This is a genomic window from Mechercharimyces mesophilus, assembly GCF_059818345.1.
In genome coordinates this window covers 1,157,694-1,174,458 of record NZ_JCBAPH010000001.1, presented here as the reverse complement: position 1 = coordinate 1,174,458, position 16,765 = coordinate 1,157,694, and the positions used below count along the sequence as shown (strand labels likewise).

14 protein-coding genes are annotated in these 16,765 nt (G+C 46.8%); all 14 read left to right on the top strand.

The window, feature by feature from the left end; translation table 11 throughout:
• Window positions 1-11: 11 nt before the first annotated feature.
• The 14 genes from mutS (at window position 12) to AC6RGY_RS05815 (ending at window position 16,718) form a co-directional block, all read left to right on the top strand.
• Window positions 12-2,636: a DNA mismatch repair protein MutS gene (mutS, locus tag AC6RGY_RS05880; protein ID WP_499860479.1), complete on the top strand. Its 2,625-nt coding sequence runs from the start codon at window positions 12-14 to the stop codon at window positions 2,634-2,636.
• 17 nt (window positions 2,637-2,653) lie between these two features.
• Complete coding sequence (gene mutL / locus AC6RGY_RS05875; protein ID WP_499860476.1) at window positions 2,654-4,726, top strand: DNA mismatch repair endonuclease MutL; 2,073 nt, start codon at window positions 2,654-2,656, stop codon at window positions 4,724-4,726.
• A 1-nt stretch (window position 4,727) separates the two neighbouring features.
• Entirely contained in the window at window positions 4,728-5,510 is a 783-nt protein-coding gene (locus AC6RGY_RS05870) for a class I SAM-dependent methyltransferase (protein WP_499860473.1), read from the top strand.
• Complete coding sequence (gene miaA, locus AC6RGY_RS05865) at window positions 5,507-6,442, top strand: tRNA (adenosine(37)-N6)-dimethylallyltransferase MiaA (RefSeq protein ID WP_499860470.1); 936 nt, start codon at window positions 5,507-5,509, stop codon at window positions 6,440-6,442. Before AC6RGY_RS05870 ends, miaA begins: the two co-directional genes overlap by 4 nt.
• A gap of 39 nt (window positions 6,443-6,481) precedes the next feature.
• Complete coding sequence (gene hfq, locus AC6RGY_RS05860; protein ID WP_499860467.1) at window positions 6,482-6,736, top strand: RNA chaperone Hfq; 255 nt, start codon at window positions 6,482-6,484, stop codon at window positions 6,734-6,736.
• A 147-nt stretch (window positions 6,737-6,883) separates the two neighbouring features.
• Window positions 6,884-7,819 (top strand): AAA family ATPase, encoded by a 936-nt coding sequence (locus AC6RGY_RS05855; RefSeq protein ID WP_499860463.1) that lies wholly within the window; start codon window positions 6,884-6,886, stop codon window positions 7,817-7,819.
• Between the two features lie 113 nt (window positions 7,820-7,932).
• A complete protein-coding gene (hflX, locus tag AC6RGY_RS05850) occupies window positions 7,933-9,186 on the top strand; it encodes a GTPase HflX (protein ID WP_499860461.1) in 1,254 nt (417 codons plus the stop codon).
• A 68-nt stretch (window positions 9,187-9,254) separates the two neighbouring features.
• Window positions 9,255-10,529, top strand: coding sequence for a methionine gamma-lyase family protein (locus AC6RGY_RS05845; RefSeq protein ID WP_499860458.1), 1,275 nt, complete (start codon window positions 9,255-9,257; stop codon window positions 10,527-10,529).
• 4 nt (window positions 10,530-10,533) lie between these two features.
• Window positions 10,534-11,025: a DUF456 domain-containing protein gene (locus tag AC6RGY_RS05840; RefSeq protein ID WP_499860456.1), complete on the top strand. Its 492-nt coding sequence runs from the start codon at window positions 10,534-10,536 to the stop codon at window positions 11,023-11,025.
• A 514-nt stretch (window positions 11,026-11,539) separates the two neighbouring features.
• Window positions 11,540-11,941: a MerR family transcriptional regulator gene (locus AC6RGY_RS05835; protein WP_499860454.1), complete on the top strand. Its 402-nt coding sequence runs from the start codon at window positions 11,540-11,542 to the stop codon at window positions 11,939-11,941.
• 30 nt (window positions 11,942-11,971) lie between these two features.
• Complete coding sequence (glnA, locus tag AC6RGY_RS05830) at window positions 11,972-13,315, top strand: type I glutamate--ammonia ligase (protein ID WP_499860451.1); 1,344 nt, start codon at window positions 11,972-11,974, stop codon at window positions 13,313-13,315.
• Between the two features lie 492 nt (window positions 13,316-13,807).
• Entirely contained in the window at window positions 13,808-14,656 is an 849-nt protein-coding gene (locus tag AC6RGY_RS05825; RefSeq protein WP_499860449.1) for a sialate O-acetylesterase, read from the top strand.
• 30 nt (window positions 14,657-14,686) lie between these two features.
• Entirely contained in the window at window positions 14,687-15,214 is a 528-nt protein-coding gene (locus tag AC6RGY_RS05820; protein WP_499860447.1) for a PadR family transcriptional regulator, read from the top strand.
• A 199-nt stretch (window positions 15,215-15,413) separates the two neighbouring features.
• On the top strand, window positions 15,414-16,718 hold the full coding sequence (locus AC6RGY_RS05815) for an ammonium transporter (RefSeq protein WP_499861471.1): 1,305 nt from the start codon (window positions 15,414-15,416) through the stop codon (window positions 16,716-16,718).
• Window positions 16,719-16,765: the final 47 nt, after the last annotated feature.

The window sequence follows — 16,765 nt, the reverse complement described above, 5'->3', positions numbered from 1 at the left end:
GGGTTGGATTCGTGGCCACATATACTCCGATGATACAACAGTATCTATCGATTAAGGCAGAGGTTCCCGATGCCTTTTTATTTTTTCGTTTGGGCGATTTTTATGAGATGTTTTTCGCGGACGCCACACGGTGTGCGGAAGAATTAGAAATTACGCTGACCAGTCGTGATGGAGGGGGTGGAGAGCGCATTCCTATGTGTGGAGTGCCTCACCATTCCAGTCAAACCTACATCCAACGGTTAGTAGAAAAAGGATACAAAGTAGCGATCTGTGAGCAGGTAGAGGACCCTGCGACAGCCAAAGGTGTGGTGCGACGCGAAGTGGTGCGCGTCATTACACCGGGTACGGTGATTGAAGATCAGATGCTGATTGACAAGGAAAATAACTTTCTCGTGGCTTTGTCCACAGATGGGCAGTACGGGTCGTTAGTGGCCACGGACCTATCGACAGGAGAATGCCATGCGACACAGCTGGAAGCAGACCACGCGCGCTGGGTGGATGAAGTGGCTAGTTACCGACCAAAGGAAGTGGTTATAGACCGGGCAATTCCGGAGAAGGAGCAACTGGAAGCTCAGTTGAAAAGCCAGGTGAATTGTCTGGTTACGACGGTGGATCTTCCGGACAACTTGCTTCTATCTGAGCTGAAAGAAATGATTGGAGAGCAGTTCCCACAAGAGGAGATCGCACTACTTTCTCCGTCCATGGTGCGGGGTTGTGGGGTTCTCCTTCATTATTTACGGCAAACACAGAAGCGTTCACTTGCCCATGTACACCGCCTGCATGTTTATGATGCCAAGCAACATATGATCCTAGATGAAGCGGCGCGGCGTAATCTGGAATTGACACGTACATTACGAGAAGGAAAGCGGAAGGGTTCGTTGTTGGACCTATTGGATATGACGGGAACAGCAATGGGTAGCCGTATGCTGAAAAAATGGCTGGACAAGCCTCTCCTACAAAAAAAGGAAATTGAGGCACGGTTGGATGCAGTGGAAGCACTTGTAAACGACCGCTTATTGTTAGAAGAGGTACGTGCGCTCTTAAAGAAGATTTATGATTTAGAGCGTCTCTGTTCACGTATTGCCTATGGATCCGTTAACGCACGGGAACTTGTCTCTTTGCAACAATCTCTTACTCTCCTTCCAGATTTGAAGTCATTACTCAGGCAAGCAGATAGTTCGCTGTTAGGACAGATGGAAAACCAACTAGATCCTTGCACAGAGGTGAGAACGCTCATTGAAGAAGCCATTTCGGAGGACCCACCTGTTTCGGTGAAAGAGGGAGATATCATCCGTGAAGGCTTCGATCCGGAGTTGGATCGTCTGCGTCATATCCAACGAGATGGAAAGGGATGGATGGCGCGTTTTGAACAACAGGAACGGGAAGCAACGGGGATTAAATCTCTGAAGGTTCGTTACAACAAGGTGTTTGGCTACTTTATTGAGGTGACTAAGTCCAACTTGCCAATGGTGCCTCAGGATCGTTATCAGCGGAAGCAGACGTTAGCCAATGCGGAACGCTATATTACGACTGAGCTGAAAGAACACGAACAGCTCATCCTGGAAGCGCAAGATCGTTCCACCGAGTTGGAGTATGAACGGTTTGTTGAGGTGCGTGAACAGATTGCGACGCAAATTCCTCAGTTGCAACGCGTGGCGGAACGTGTAGCACAACTGGATGTGTTACATGCATTAGCACACGTGGCAAACCAATTTCAATATGTACGCCCGACCATCGTAGGGGACGGAGAGTTTTCTATTCAAGCAGGACGTCACCCAGTGGTTGAAGCAGCTGTGGGAGGGGAAGCCTTCGTTCCTAACGACCTTAGCATGGATCGGAAGCGACAATTGCTCCTTATCACAGGTCCCAATATGGCGGGAAAAAGTACGTATATGCGCCAAGTAGCGCTCATCGCCATTATAGGGCAGATCGGCAGCTTTGTACCAGCACAAACGGCGCGGCTTCCAATTCTCGATCGTATCTTTACGCGTATTGGTGCAGCGGATGATTTAGCTGGCGGACAGAGTACCTTCATGGTAGAGATGGCAGAGACTTGTGGGGCACTGCGTCAGGCAACGGCGAACAGCCTCATTCTACTGGATGAAGTGGGACGTGGAACCTCTACATATGATGGAATGGCGCTGGCGCACGCGATCGTCGAACACTTACACGATGAAGTAGGGGCAAAAACACTCTTTTCTACACATTACCATGAGTTAACTCAACTGGAGCAGGAGCTTTCCAAAGTGGTTAATGTACATGTCCGTTGTGTAGAGAAAGAGGGACAAGTCGTCTTCCTCCATCAAGTGGCTCCAGGTCGTAGTGACCGCAGTTATGGTATTCAAGTAGCTGAACTGGCCGGTCTACCTGAGGGTGTCATCGCTCGTGCCAAAGTGATTTTGGAGGGGCTGGAATCAAGGCGTGAAGTGGCAGCTACAGAGCAATTGGATTTGTTCGCCTACGAGCAGAAGCTTACCGTAACAGAAGAGCCGGCAGAGGAAGCCGTTTCCGATACAAAAGCAGATAAAGAGAAGCAAGTGATTTTGGAGGAGCTAAGCAAGTGGGATGTGCTAAATAAAACCCCGCTGGATACAGTCCAATTTCTCCAGGAATTACAAAGTAAATTACAATCGTAACAGGGAGGCGATAGCCGGTGGCAAAAATCCATATTTTAGATGAACACCTAGCCAACCAGATTGCCGCGGGAGAAGTAGTGGAACGACCAGCGTCTGTGGTGAAAGAGCTAGTAGAGAATGCATTGGACGCCAACGCTACTCGCATCCAAATTGAGATTGAAGAAGGGGGCATTCGTTCCATTCGTGTCTCTGACAATGGGGAAGGCATGGACCGGGAAGATGTGGAGCGTGCCTTTAGTCGCCATGCGACGAGTAAGATTAAGAGAGATCGTGATCTATTTGCCATTCGTACACTTGGATTTCGCGGTGAAGCCCTTCCTAGTATTGCCTCCGTAGCGCGGGTAACGGTGAAGACATACGATGGCGAGAAGGGTGCCCCTACGAAGGTGCGTGTGGAAGGAGGCGAGGTTGTCGCCATTGAAGATACAGCTCATCCTCAAGGGACGGAAGTAAAAGTAGAGGATCTATTCTACAATACACCTGCTCGTTTGAAATACTTAAAAACCGTCAACACTGAGATTAGTCATATTGCTGATTATGTAGGGAGATTGTCGCTTGCCCATCCTGAGGTGTCATTTCTTTTGCGGCATAATGGACGTCAGTTATTTCATGCGACTGGCGATGGGAAACGTCTACATGCCATCATCTCTCTTTATGGCAAACAAGTGGCCAGCAAGATGGTCCCTTTCTTCGCAGAGGACCCCGATTACAAGGTGGAGGGATGGGCGGCTCGCCCAGAGGTGACTCGTGCCAATCGTTCCTACATTACAACGGTGATCAATGGTCGCTACGTTCGGAGTATGAAGCTGGCAAAAGCGGTGACGCTGGCGTATGATACCCTGCTTCCGATCGGGCGTTTTCCGATTGTCGTGTTGGCGGTGCAAATGGACCCCAAGCTTCTGGATGTGAATGTTCATCCAGCGAAGTTGGAGGTACGCTTAAGTAAGGAAGATACTTTATTCTCTTTGATTGAAAAAGCATTGAAAGAGAAGTGGCAAAGCGAGCGTCTCATCCCAGGAGTAGATCATGCACGGGCGAAAAGTATGGATGGTGGGTCTGCTCAGATCCGCAGACAAAAATCAGAGCGTCCGGAACAACAGCGACTGTGGAATACGCGTGGGGAACGTGCTTGGTCAGCGCAAAATGGAGAGGTAAGGGAACGAACAGAAGCGGAAGAGGGCGTAGAAAGACGTGCACGAACGTTGGAGGGAGAGCGAATCGACCCCACGAATACCGTGTCCCCTTCGTCGTCTTCAACTCGTGCCTCGTCGAAAGATCCTACTTCCCTTTTGTCTCCCCCACCCTCTTTGGCTTCTCCTTCCTCTAACCAACAAGAGAAGGGGACCTCTTTCCCTTCGCCTGAGGAAGATGGTTCTTCCGCTGTTCACTCCCATAAGCCTTCTTCAGAAGGAACAGAAGAGAAGGCAGAGAAAACGTGGGATGGTGCCGGGGAGCAGGAGGCGATGAAGAAAGAGAATAGGGAGGAGAGTACGAAAGAGAATTCTTCCTCCCTTCCTGGTGTACGCCCACTGGCACAAGTGCATGGGACGTACATTGTGGCAGAGTCAGAAGATGGTTTTTACTTGGTGGATCAGCATGCTGCGCACGAGCGTATCTATTATGAACGGTTTATGGAGAAAATGGCGACCGAATCGTTTGACCAGCAAGCACTACTCGTTCCCTTAACGCTTGAATGTACTGCTTCTGAGGCGCAATTGTTGGAACGTTACCAAGAAGAGTTGCAGAAGGTAGGTATTGAGCTGGAGGCATTTGGCGGAACAACCTTTCTGGTCCGTTCGCATCCACGTTGGTTTCCTAAGGGGAGCGAAGAAGAGATTATTCGTGAGATGATGGCGTGGCTCGAACGGAAGGGAGAAGTCCGTGTGGAATGGTTGCGTGATGAAGGGGCCAAGATGATGTCTTGTAAAGCAGCGATTAAGGCCAATCGCCACTTAACCAAACAGGAGATGGAAGCACTCTTTGTCCAATTGCATGCTTGTCACACACCGTATACCTGTCCGCACGGTCGTCCGATCTTTGTTCACTTTTCCGGATACGATTTGGAAAAGCTCTTTAAGCGGGTGATGTAGGATGCTGCTAACGACTTCACTAAAAGAAAAGGTGTCCGATGTCACTTTAGCCGAGCAACTAGCAGATCAATGGAATGTACCTTTTATATCGCGCCAGCAATCCTCTTTGACGGACCTGCTGCTACAAACAAAAACGGAGGCGGGTGTCGTTGTCGCCAACGGAGAGTTGCGTTGGTTTGATGAGACGGGGGCTGAATTCTTCTTTCACCCCAACTTGGCGGCGCTTCGCTTAAAACAATGGAAACAGAGTGGAAACGATGGGCTGATACAAACGGCTGGCATCGGTCGCGGTGACCAGGTATTGGATTGTACGTTGGGGATGGCTGCGGATGCGGTGGTGGCAGCTCATGTTGTCGGAGCGGAAGGGCGAGTGGTCGGTTTGGAAAGTGAACCGATTATCGCCACGATTGTGGAAACGGGATTAAAGGGCTACAAAACGGATCGCGTCGCACTTAAACAAGCAATGGAGCGGGTGCAAGTGGTGTGTGCCGATTATCACTCCTATCTTGTGAACTGTCCTAGTCAGTCGTTTGATGTTGTTTTCTTTGATCCGATGTTCCGGCAAACGGTGAAAAAATCACCAGCGATGCAATCGCTCAAGCAATTAGCGAATCCCAGCCCCTTAACGCCTACTGGAGTAGAGGAGGCGTTACGTGTCGCCCGTCGCAAAGTCGTATTAAAAGAACGAGCAGGCAGTGAAGAGTTTGCCCGTCTAGGCTTTCGTGTTGTTAAAGAGTCGAAACGCTTCGCTCTGGGCGTGATTGAGAAAGGGAGAAAAGAATGACTACGCAGGGGAAGCTATTGGTTATTATTGGACCGACAGCAGTCGGAAAGACGCAATTAAGTTTGCAATTGGCGGGAAGGTTTGCAGGCGAAATCCTTTCAGGGGATTCCATGCAGGTGTACCGTGGGATGGATATTGGAACGGCCAAGGCGTCTGTGAGAGAGCAACGGGCGGTGCCTCACCACTTGCTGGATATTGTGACACCGGATCGTCCGTTTTCGGTGGATGAGTTTCAAACGCGTGCGTATGAAGCGATCTTAAGAGTTCATGAGCGCGGTCATCTTCCCATGCTGGTAGGTGGAACAGGATTATACATTCAAGCGGTTACGCACGGTTACCGCCTGCCTGATATTGAGGAAGATCCGGACTTTCGTGCGGAGATGGAGGCTTTTGCCGATCGTGCGGGTAATGAAGCGTTATGGGAAAAGCTTCAGGAAGCCGATAACCAGTCTGCTCAGCGTCTTCATCCCAATGACCGACGCCGCATCATTCGCGCTTTGGAAGTCATCGAAAAAACCGGAAATCCTTTTTCCTCCTTGCAAATACAGCAAAAGCCACCTTATGATATTTGTTGGATTGGGCTTACCATGCCAAGAGAGCTACTCTACCAACGAATTAATGAACGGGTGGATCAAATGATGGAAGCAGGGTTGGTGGAAGAGGTTGAATCTCTTGTTTCCAAGGGCTACCATTCGGGGTTGACTTCGATGCAGGCATTAGGATATAAAGAAATTATGCAGGTTTTACAAGGAGAGATTTCCATGGAGGAAGCCGTCTATCGGATCAAACGTGGAACTCGAAAATTTGCCAAAAGGCAACTTTCCTGGTTCAGACGGATTCCTGAGATACACTGGTTTGATCGCAGTAGACCTGATTATCAGCAAGAAATAACCTCCCTGATTGCAGGAAAGTTTCTTGTAGACAGAGAATAGAGTAAACGAATGCTAAACGTACATAGGAGGTACACCGCATTGAAACAATCGATTAATATTCAAGATACGTTTTTGAACCAGATCCGCAAAGATTCGATCCCTGTGACGATCTATCTGGTTAATGGCTTCCAACTACGTGGCATTGTCCGCGGCTTCGACAATTTTACCATTTGTATTGAAAGTGAAGGCAAACAACAAATGGTTTATAAGCACGCGATTTCTACTTTTACTCCTGTGCGTCCTGTCAACCTGATGGCCAATGGAAATCAAGAAGATAGTGAGAGCGAGAAATAAAAACCAAGTGATTTCACTTGGTTTTTTTGTATCGTGTTCGATAGATAGCTACTTTTTGCTCGTGCTTCAAAAGAGCAGTGTTCACCATTCTTTGGGTACTTGCGTATGAATAGAGAAGCCCATAAGAATCGTAAGAGGTGAACTGAGATGAGCCAACGGGTGATCACACGGGCCTCCAACCGTATTCAAGTCTCCTGGGACCGGAGTATGAAAGCGGTGTCCACTATCGATAACCATCCGCGTGTGCTGTCGGAGGCACTAAACAAAGAATATCATCACCAGCCACTACAGCGCTGTGTCCACCGCTTAGATGAGCTGATCGGGCTTTCGCATGTGAAGGAATTTGTAAAAGAAATTTATGCTTGGCTGGAAGTAAACCGGTGCCGTGAGGCGGCAGGACTCTCATCGGAACAGCAAGTGCTTCATATGGTGTTCACAGGAAATCCAGGAACGGGAAAAACAACAGTCGCCCGCTTGATGAGTGAAATGTTAAAAGAGATGAAAGTGATCACGGATGGCCATCTCATTGAGGCAGAGCGGGCCGATCTGGTAGGAGAATATATCGGACATACTGCACAAAAAACGCGCGAGCAAGTAAAGCGCGCTTTAGGTGGTGTCCTTTTTATCGATGAAGCATACTCTTTGGTGCGTGGTGGAGAGCAAGACTTTGGGAAAGAAGCAATTGATACCTTAGTGAAAGCAATGGAAGATCACCATAATGAGTTTGTTTTAATATTAGCGGGTTATTCGAAAGAGATGGACCGGTTTATGAACGCCAATCCGGGTCTGCCGTCACGCTTTCCTCTTCATCTTTACTTTCCTGATTTTTCTGTTGAAGAATTGGTCCGCATTGCTCACGATATGGCGAGAAAGAAAGAGTATTCTTTCACACATGCTACGAGTGATAAGCTGGTGCGTGCCATACGAAAACAACAAGAGGAGGGAAAAGGAGCATTCGGTAATGCGCGTGCGGTACGGAATTTAGTGGAACAAGCGATTCGTCAGCAAGCGGTACGTTTGCTCCATGAACGGGAGCCCTCACGAGAGGCATTGATGACGATTCTTCCTGAAGATATTCCTTAGGAGCTAGGGTTCTGCTCCTTCTTTTCTCGAGAATCGATATCCATTCTCTTTCTACGCAAAAAAGAGATCTTTCGTGGTATACTCTAGCTAAAGGAATGGTTTTATAGAAAGGAATGAAGGTTATCGAAAAGGCAATTGTGGTTGGAACGAGTCCGCGAGCGAAGCAGGCAGAGTTGGAGTCCGCGATAGAGGAACTGGTTCGTTTGGCGGATACCGCACAAGCAGAAGTGGTTCATCAAGTGATACAGATTCGTGAAAAGCCTGATTCCGTTACTCTGGTTGGGAAAGGGAAGGTAGCGGAGATTGTAGATAGCGTTGCAGAGTGGGAAGCCGATATCGTGATCTTTCTGCAGGAGCTGACCCCTGGTCAATTGCGCAACTTAGAACAAGCCATTCCATGCAAGGTGGTCGATCGTACGCAACTGATTTTAGATATCTTTGCGATGCGCGCGCAAACGCATGAGGGTCGTATCCAGGTGGAACTGGCACAGATGCAGTACCTACTGCCGCGGCTTGTCGGTGCGAGACAAGGGTTATCGCGAACGGGTGGCGGGATTGGTACCCGTGGGCCTGGTGAGACCAAGCTGGAAGTGGACCGCCGTCACATCAGAAGACGCATCAGTGAGTTGAAAGCCCAGTTGGAAAAGGTGAAAAGGCATCGTCAACTTCATCGCTCACGGCGGCGCAAATTGGATATCTTTCAAGTGGCGTTCGTTGGCTATACTAACGCAGGCAAATCTACGTTGCTTAATCAGATGACTCAATCTGATGTGCAGGCAGAAGACCGATTGTTTGCGACGCTGGACCCGACCTCGCGCTTCTTTGAATTGCCCTCCAAAGAAACCATCATTCTGACGGACACGGTTGGATTTATTCGTGATCTTCCGCATGATCTGGTTGCAGCCTTTCGCTCGACACTGGAGCAGTTGACAGAAGCGGATCTCTTGCTTCATGTGGTGGATCAAAGCCATCCGGAGGCGAATGAACAGATTAGCGTGGTAGAAGAAGTGTTGCAACAGCTGAATGCCTCTCATGTTCCGGTTCTCACTGTACTGAATAAGGCGGATCAGCTCCATAATGCGGAGGTGATCGTTACAGGCGGTGAGTCGATTTCCATCTCTGCTTTTTCGGAGGAGGATCGGAATCGTCTAGCTCAACGGATTGACGAGCTTCTTCATCAACAGCAGGTAACGGGATTGGCCAGCATTCCGGTGGATCGTGGGGAGTGGATCTCCTCCTTGTATCAAAAAGCGGAGATCTTAGAGTCAGAAGTTTCCGGACTGACCATGAAAATCTCGTTTACGTTGCCTGCGGACCAATTTGAACGCTTGTCTCCGGAAATGAAATCTCATATCCAACTACAATAAGGGTATATCCATTGTGATAACAGGGTCATGAAGAGGAGAAACCATCGTAAAAAAGGAACGAATAGAAGATGTATACGTACTTACACAACGAAGAGATTTTAGAGCAATGGTCACAAGAGATAGAAGAGAAAGTGGGAGGGGTTTTTCAAGCGATCGATCGTCGGGTGGAACGACATCAGATGCGGGTATTGAAAGCCTTTCGTGCAGAGGGCGTGAGTGAACATCACTTATCCTCCTCGACAGGATACGGTTATGATGATGCGGGTCGGGAACGGCTGGAGCGAATATTCGCCCAGCTTTTTGGTGCTGAGGAAGCGCTTGTTCGCCCTCATATCATTTCGGGAACGCATGCCATCTCAGCGGCGCTTTTTGCTATTTTGCGCCCAGGGGATCAACTGGTCTCCCTCACAGGTTCCCCTTACGATACCTTGAAAGAGGTGATTGGCAAGGAGCGTGATGGCTCTGGTTCCTTAGCGGATTTTGGTGTACAGTATCGCGAAATCCCCTTGTCGGATACCGGTACAGTTGATTTTGCTGTTGCCCGAGAAGTGCTTTCCAAGAGACCGAAATGCGTGGCTATTCAGCGCTCCCGAGGCTATGCAGATCGCCCCTCGTTTTCAATTCAACAAATAGAAGAAATGATTTCCTTTACGCGTGCAGCAAGCCCGCAGACGGTGATCTTTGTAGATAATTGCTATGGCGAGTTTGTCGAAGAGCGAGAACCAACCCATGTGGGTGCGGACCTGATCGCGGGTTCGTTAATTAAAAATCCAGGTGGGGGGTTAGCGAAGTCAGGTGGATACCTTGCCGGAAGCGCAGAATGGGTTCAACGTGCGGGGGCTTCTGCTGTCGCGCCGGGTATTGGAGCAGAAGGGGGAGCCAGTCACGGATACTTACGAGACTATTTCCAAGGGTTGTTTCTCGCCCCTCACGTGGTGGGACAGGCACTGAAGAGTGCTGTTTTTGCGGCTGCTCTTCTAGATAAGGCGGGTTTTGCCACTTCTCCATGCTGGAGTGAGGACCGCAGCGATATCATTCAACAGATTTCTTTTTATGATCGGGACCTGTTGGTTGCGTTCTGTCAAGGAATTCAAGAAGCTTCTCCCATTGATGCACATTTGCTACCGGAACCAGCCCCGATGCCGGGGTATGCGGATGATGTCATCATGGCTGCCGGTACCTTTGTTCAAGGAGCGAGCATTGAATTGTCGGCAGATGGACCTTTACGTCCACCTTATACGGGTTTTTTACAGGGTGGTCTCACTTATGCCCATGGGAAGGCGGGCGTTCTGATGGCTTTGGACCGCATGTTGACAACAGGAAAAGTAGATAGGGGAGCGTGAGAGAATGGATGTAATGTGGTGGATTTTGATAGGGGTTTTATTTTTGCTGGGCTTTCTCGGTTTGTTTTTGCCTATTGTCCCCGATAGCCCGTTAATTCTTATTGGATTCATAGTTTATCACTTTGCGATTGATCGCAGTGAGCTAGGGGTCTTCTTCTGGGTGATGGCGGTACTGCTCACCATCTTGATTGTAGTGATTGACTATGTCTCCAGTGCAGTGGCTGCCCGTACATCGGGTGGCTCGCGTGCATCGCTTTGGGCGGCAGTTGCGGGTGCGATCATTGCTCCTTTTATCGGCTTGGGTCCATTGGGCCTCATTGTTGGCCCATTCGTCGCAGTTGTGCTGGTAGAGTTCATGCAACGTCGATCGTGGGAAGAAGCACTAAAAGTAGGGGTGAGTACCCTTGTTGGATTTTTAGGCGGAATCTTTATCAAAGGGTTTTTGATGGTTTGTATGGTCGGATGGTTTTTTATCGAGGTATGGACGGGATTTTAAGAAAATATTGCTTGGAAAGTCACGGTCGTTTGCGATCGTGGCTTTTTTGATGGACGGTCATGGGTGGTTGTCGTACTCTCTTGAATGAAAGCACACGGCGTGGGAGCGTCAAGTTCTCTCGTGACGTGATTGATGGAAGGGCGGCATCTCCCATCGCTGCCTGATCCACGGCTCAGAGTCTCTCAAGGAGAAACCGCTCGCCCATCTTCCAATCACTCTTAGGGTGAGCTTTCACCTTTTCTTCAAATGTGATTTATCATCTAACGCAACATCATTTCACCAAGTGGAGACTTTTCATAGAAAGGAATCAAGGGGCAGAGTGTAACGCAATCTATTATAGAAGAGAACTTGACATACGAAGGGGATCGATGGGAACATTTCAGAGGAAATAGTCGATCTCGGGGTTAAAATTGACTTCATGTAAAAAAAACTAACATTAAATGATATAATAAATTGACAAGGTACGCCGAGGTTCGATATAATACAGGGGAAGAAAGTGAGAGGAGTTTTTGGTATGAGCGATCATATTCGCCGTAATATGCCTTTGTTCCCAATGCGGATTGTGACGCAATTAACTGAGCTGACACCACGTCAGATCCGTTATTATGAACAACAGGGATTGATCCAACCTTCTCGCACCCAAGGGAATCAACGTTTGTTTTCGTTTCATGATGTGGACCGGCTTTTGGAGATTCGGTCGCTATTAGAGAAAAAAGTAAACATAGCAGGCATCAAAGAAGTCTTGAAAAAACAAGCTTCTGGTGAGTCTATTCCGGCAAAAGAGGTTCCGCGGAAGAAGGAACAGCAAGATATGTCGGATGAAGAGCTACACAAGTTGTTGAAACGACAGCTAAGCGATACTGCTAGCCAACGAACCCACTTGACACGCGGAGATTTAGCACGATTCTTTCATTAAATCTTACCTACTTGAGAGGAGAAATCGTCCATGGCCCGTACTTTTACTAAAGATGAAATCTTGGCTTCCGTAGAACAAGAGAATGTACAGTATATCCGCTTGATGTTTTCTGACCTGTTAGGAACGATTAAGAATGTAGAGATTCCACGCAGTCAATTAGGAAAAGCTCTGGATAATAAAATGATGTTTGACGGTTCTTCCATTGAAGGATTTGTTCGCATCGAAGAATCGGATATGTACTTATTTCCTGACCTCGACACGTGGATGATTTTCCCATGGTCGTCCGATTCTGAAGGAGGGCGTGTAGCCGGGCTTCTCTGTGACGTTTATAACCCAGATGGAACTCCGTTCGAAGGAGATCCGCGCGGAATCTTGAAAAAAGTACTGCAAGAGGCTGCTGATATGGGCTTTACTGCGATGAACGTTGGTCCGGAGCCTGAGTTTTTCCTCTTTAAGTCTGATGAGGCGGGCGAGCCGACGATGCGGTTAAATGATAAGGGTGGTTATTTCGATCTCGCACCATTGGATCTAGGGGAGAACTGCCGTCGTGAAATCGTGGTCACTTTGGATAAGATGGGCTTTGAGGTAGAGGCTTCTCACCATGAAGTAGCTCCCGGTCAGCACGAAATCGACTTTAAATATGCGAATGCCTTGCAAGCAGCAGATAATATTCAGTTGTTTAAGCTGATGGTGAAAAACATTGCCCGCCGCTATGGCCTGCATGCTACGTTTATGCCTAAGCCACTTTACGGTGTGAATGGCTCGGGTATGCACTGTCACCAATCACTCTTTCAAGGTAGCACCAATTCCTTCTACGATGAAAAAGATGAACTGGGCTTGAGTAAAACGGCTCGGCACTATCTAGCAGGGATTTTAAAACATGCCCGCTCGTTTGCTGCCATTACCAATCCAGTGGTCAATTCGTATAAGCGTCTGGTTCCAGGTTTTGAGGCTCCTTGCTATGTAGCTTGGTCTCCGAAAAACCGTAGCCCATTGGTGCGTGTACCTGCTTCTCGTGGTTTGAGCACGCGCATTGAGTTGCGTAATCCGGACCCAGCAGCGAACCCATATCTTGCGCTGGCTGTGATGTTGAAAGCCGGTCTTGATGGAATTAAGAATGAATTGGAGCTTCCAGAACAAACGGATCGCAATATCTACGTGATGGACGAGGCAGAACGCAAGGAAGAAGGAATCGAAAGCTTGCCAGCTACCTTGCATGAAGCTTTGGAAGCGCTGAAAGGGAATGAAGTGATCCAATCTGCCTTGGGAGAGCATGCATTCGCACACTTCATTGAAGCGAAAGAAATTGAGTGGGATATGTTCCGCACGCAAGTGCACCCTTGGGAACGCGAGCAATACATTCAACTATACTAAAATACTAAACTGATAAACCCTTGGCACCACTGGTGCCAAGGGTTTATATTTCGTGGATGAAATAATGCAAAGTTCATTCTTTATTATTTCATCCACGAAACACCCACAAAAAGTTACATCAGTATCTCACTCGTGCAGTTTTTCAAATTAACTCATACTGGTAAATACTCGTCAAGAGATTCATCATAGCAAACCCTCGTCGTTATCGACAAGATCATGAACCTCACTATGTGAATAGCCACCAAGAGTAGATCCTCACGTTTAAATGGACCTGAGATATGGATATCACACCCGAACGTCGATTCTCTCATTTGACCCAATTAAAAATCAATGAAGCTATAGGGCAGTTTTTTGGAATGAGGAATTCTTATATTTAATCCACAATAGGGCCATTTCGTTGAATAAAGACAAAATCGACTAGACAAAAAAGAGATAGTAAGCTATACTCATAGTCTAATTAGACTATAACAAGCGAAGAAAGTAGGATTTTCTATGAAATCTATATTATTAATTGGACAATCAAATATGGCGGGAAGAGGATTTATTGAGGATGTACCACCGATTTATAATGAGCGCATCCATATGTTGAGAAATGGCAGATGGCAAATGATGGCAGAACCAATAAATGTTGATCGTCCTGTATCTGGTATTGGACCGGTAGCATCTTTTGCCCAAAATTGGACGAATGACCATCCAGCTGAATCCATTGGGATCATTCCGTGTGCTGAGGGAGGAAGTTCTATTGATGAGTGGACAGTTGATGGAGTATTAACAAGACATGCCATTGCCGAAGCAAAATTCGCTATGGAAACAAGTGAATTAATAGGTATCTTGTGGCATCAAGGAGAGAGTGATAGTTACGGTGAACGTTATAAAACGTATGAAGATAAACTGCTTTCATTGATCAAACATATGAGAGAAGAATTGAATGCACCAGATATCCCAATGGTAATCGGTGAATTAGGCCATTACCTTGGAGTGGATGGATTTGGAAAAAGTGCTGTAGAGTATAATCAAATAAACCGGATTTTATCTAAAGTTGCTCATAACGAAAAAGATTGTTACTTTGTAACATCGAAAGGCTTAACAGCAAATCCAGATGGTATTCATCTTGATGCTATTTCTCAAAGAAAATTTGGATTAAGATACTATGAAGCTTTTTCAAAGAAAAAACATGTTTTGGATATTTTAGATACAGAGGACGAATGGATTGACAAGGAAGCAAAACGTGAACTGACAAAAAATGAAAGTATTTATGTTCAAAGTACGAAGTTTGCTTTAGGGCAATTGAGTTTTGGGGATTTTTCCGTAAATGTCTCCAAAATTAATGAAAGTAATTAAAATTAATTTCACTTTATGGGGAGGACACAATTGATTCCACTTTTAATCTTAGGTTTGTTAAAAGAGAAACCAGGTTCGTATGGATATGAACTTCTTGCAATGATGAATGAGCGAAATTACAGGTTTGTAGTCAATTATACCAAAGGTTCATTTTATTATAATATCCAACAATTAGAAGAAAAAGGATGGATTCAACGTGTTCATGAGGTTGAGAAATCAGGATCGAGGGAAAAGAATAAATATATTATCACTGATTTAGGAATTACCGAGTTTAATTGCCTCATGACTAAGTATGGGACAAAAACAGATTATATGAATTTTTCCTTTTACAGTGCCATGCTTTTTGAAGGGGAATTTGACAAAGAAAAGATGAGGGAAATCATACTTGTCCAGATTAAACAGACAGAGGAAAGGATCTTCCTCATAGAGGATGCTTTGATGAATAATACAACTCTTATGAGGAGTTTTGTTCGTATGCTGGAAAATTCCCTTTCTCACCATAAAGTTAATCTGAATTGGTTTCATGAAATATTAAAGGAGATCGATGCGGAAGAATAGTGGGAAAAACAGTAGACGAAAAAGAACCTGCCGGAAATCATCCAGGCAGGTTCTTTTTATATGTAATAAAAGCTAACATAGACAGTTGACCCCTCTTGTGAATTGTGTTAATATTAGTGACAAGAAGAACTTATGTAAAATAAGTTTACATCGGGAGGGAATTTTAGTGAACGTTGCAGATGTTGCTGGTGCACTAGATATGGTTTGGGTGATGTTAGCTGCTATTTTAGTTATTTTTATGCAAGCAGGATTTGCGTTGTTGGAAGCAGGATCGACACGTATGAAGAATGCGGGTCATATTGCAGGAAAACAGGTTCTTAGCTTTGCGATTGCGGCCCTTTGCTTCTGGGCTGTGGGATATGGCATTACGTTTGGCGATTCCAATGGTTTCATGGGGACAAATGGCTGGTTTTTAAATTTTTCAGGTGAGCAAGATTTCCCAGTCGAAATTATGTTTTTATTCCAAATGGCATTTGTTGCTGTTTCGCTCGCGATCGCGTGGGGTGGCTTCGCTGAACGGGCAAAATTAAGTGTCTACTTTATCTTTGGCGCCTTGTTTACGATGGCTATCTATCCGGTCGCAGGACATTGGATTTGGGGTGGCGGTTGGCTATCTGAATTAGGGAAGCAAGACTTTGCTGGATCGACTGTTGTACATTTGCAAGGAGGGATTGCCGCCCTCATTGCCACTTTGCTTTTAGGACCACGTTTAGGAAAATTTAATAAGGATGGTTCTTCTAACGCACTTCCAGGACATAACCAAGTGTATACGGTATTGGGCGTATTGATCATTTGGGTAGGTTGGTTTGGTTTTAATGCAGGGAGTACATTGGGGGCAATGGACGGTTTCTTCGGATATGTCGCCTTAACGACACAATTGGCGGCTGCGGCGGGAGCGATTGCTGCCTTTATCGCCGGACGTGCGATTGTCGGAACTTTTGAAGTTCCCGTATTGCTAAATGGGGTATTAGCAGCGTTGGTGGCCATTACCGCCTCTTGTGCCTTTGTCGAACCGTGGGCAGCGGTCGTCATCGGGGCGATTGCGGGAGCCTTAACCTCGTGGACAGCGTATTTCTTTGATAAGAAAGGGATCGATGATCCGATTTACGCCTTTTCTGTCCATGGCGTGGCTGGGATCTGGGGAACCTTATCCACTGGTTTCTTTGCTTCTCCTCGCTTGGTAGAATTGACGGGTGTGGGAAAAGCAGGCCTTTTCTACGGTGGAGGTTTTACCCAGTTGGGTGTGCAAGCGTTAGGCATCCTTGTGGTATCGGCATATGTGGCTTTGGCTAGCTTCCTCATCTTGTGGGGATTGAAGAAAACGATTGGCTTGCGTGTTTCGGAAGAGGAAGAGTTAAATGGTCTCGACTTGAGTGAACATGGTAGCTATGGTTATGCTGAGCATATTCAATACTTTGGTCTCCATGCGGAGGTCGCTTCTGGAGAGGTTGCCTCAGGGATAGAGGCAGCAGAAGTAAAGTCCAGCATTAAGAAGTCGAGTTAGGAAATTTTGGTAGTACAATTCTCTAGTGAAATTAAGTTCAATATGTG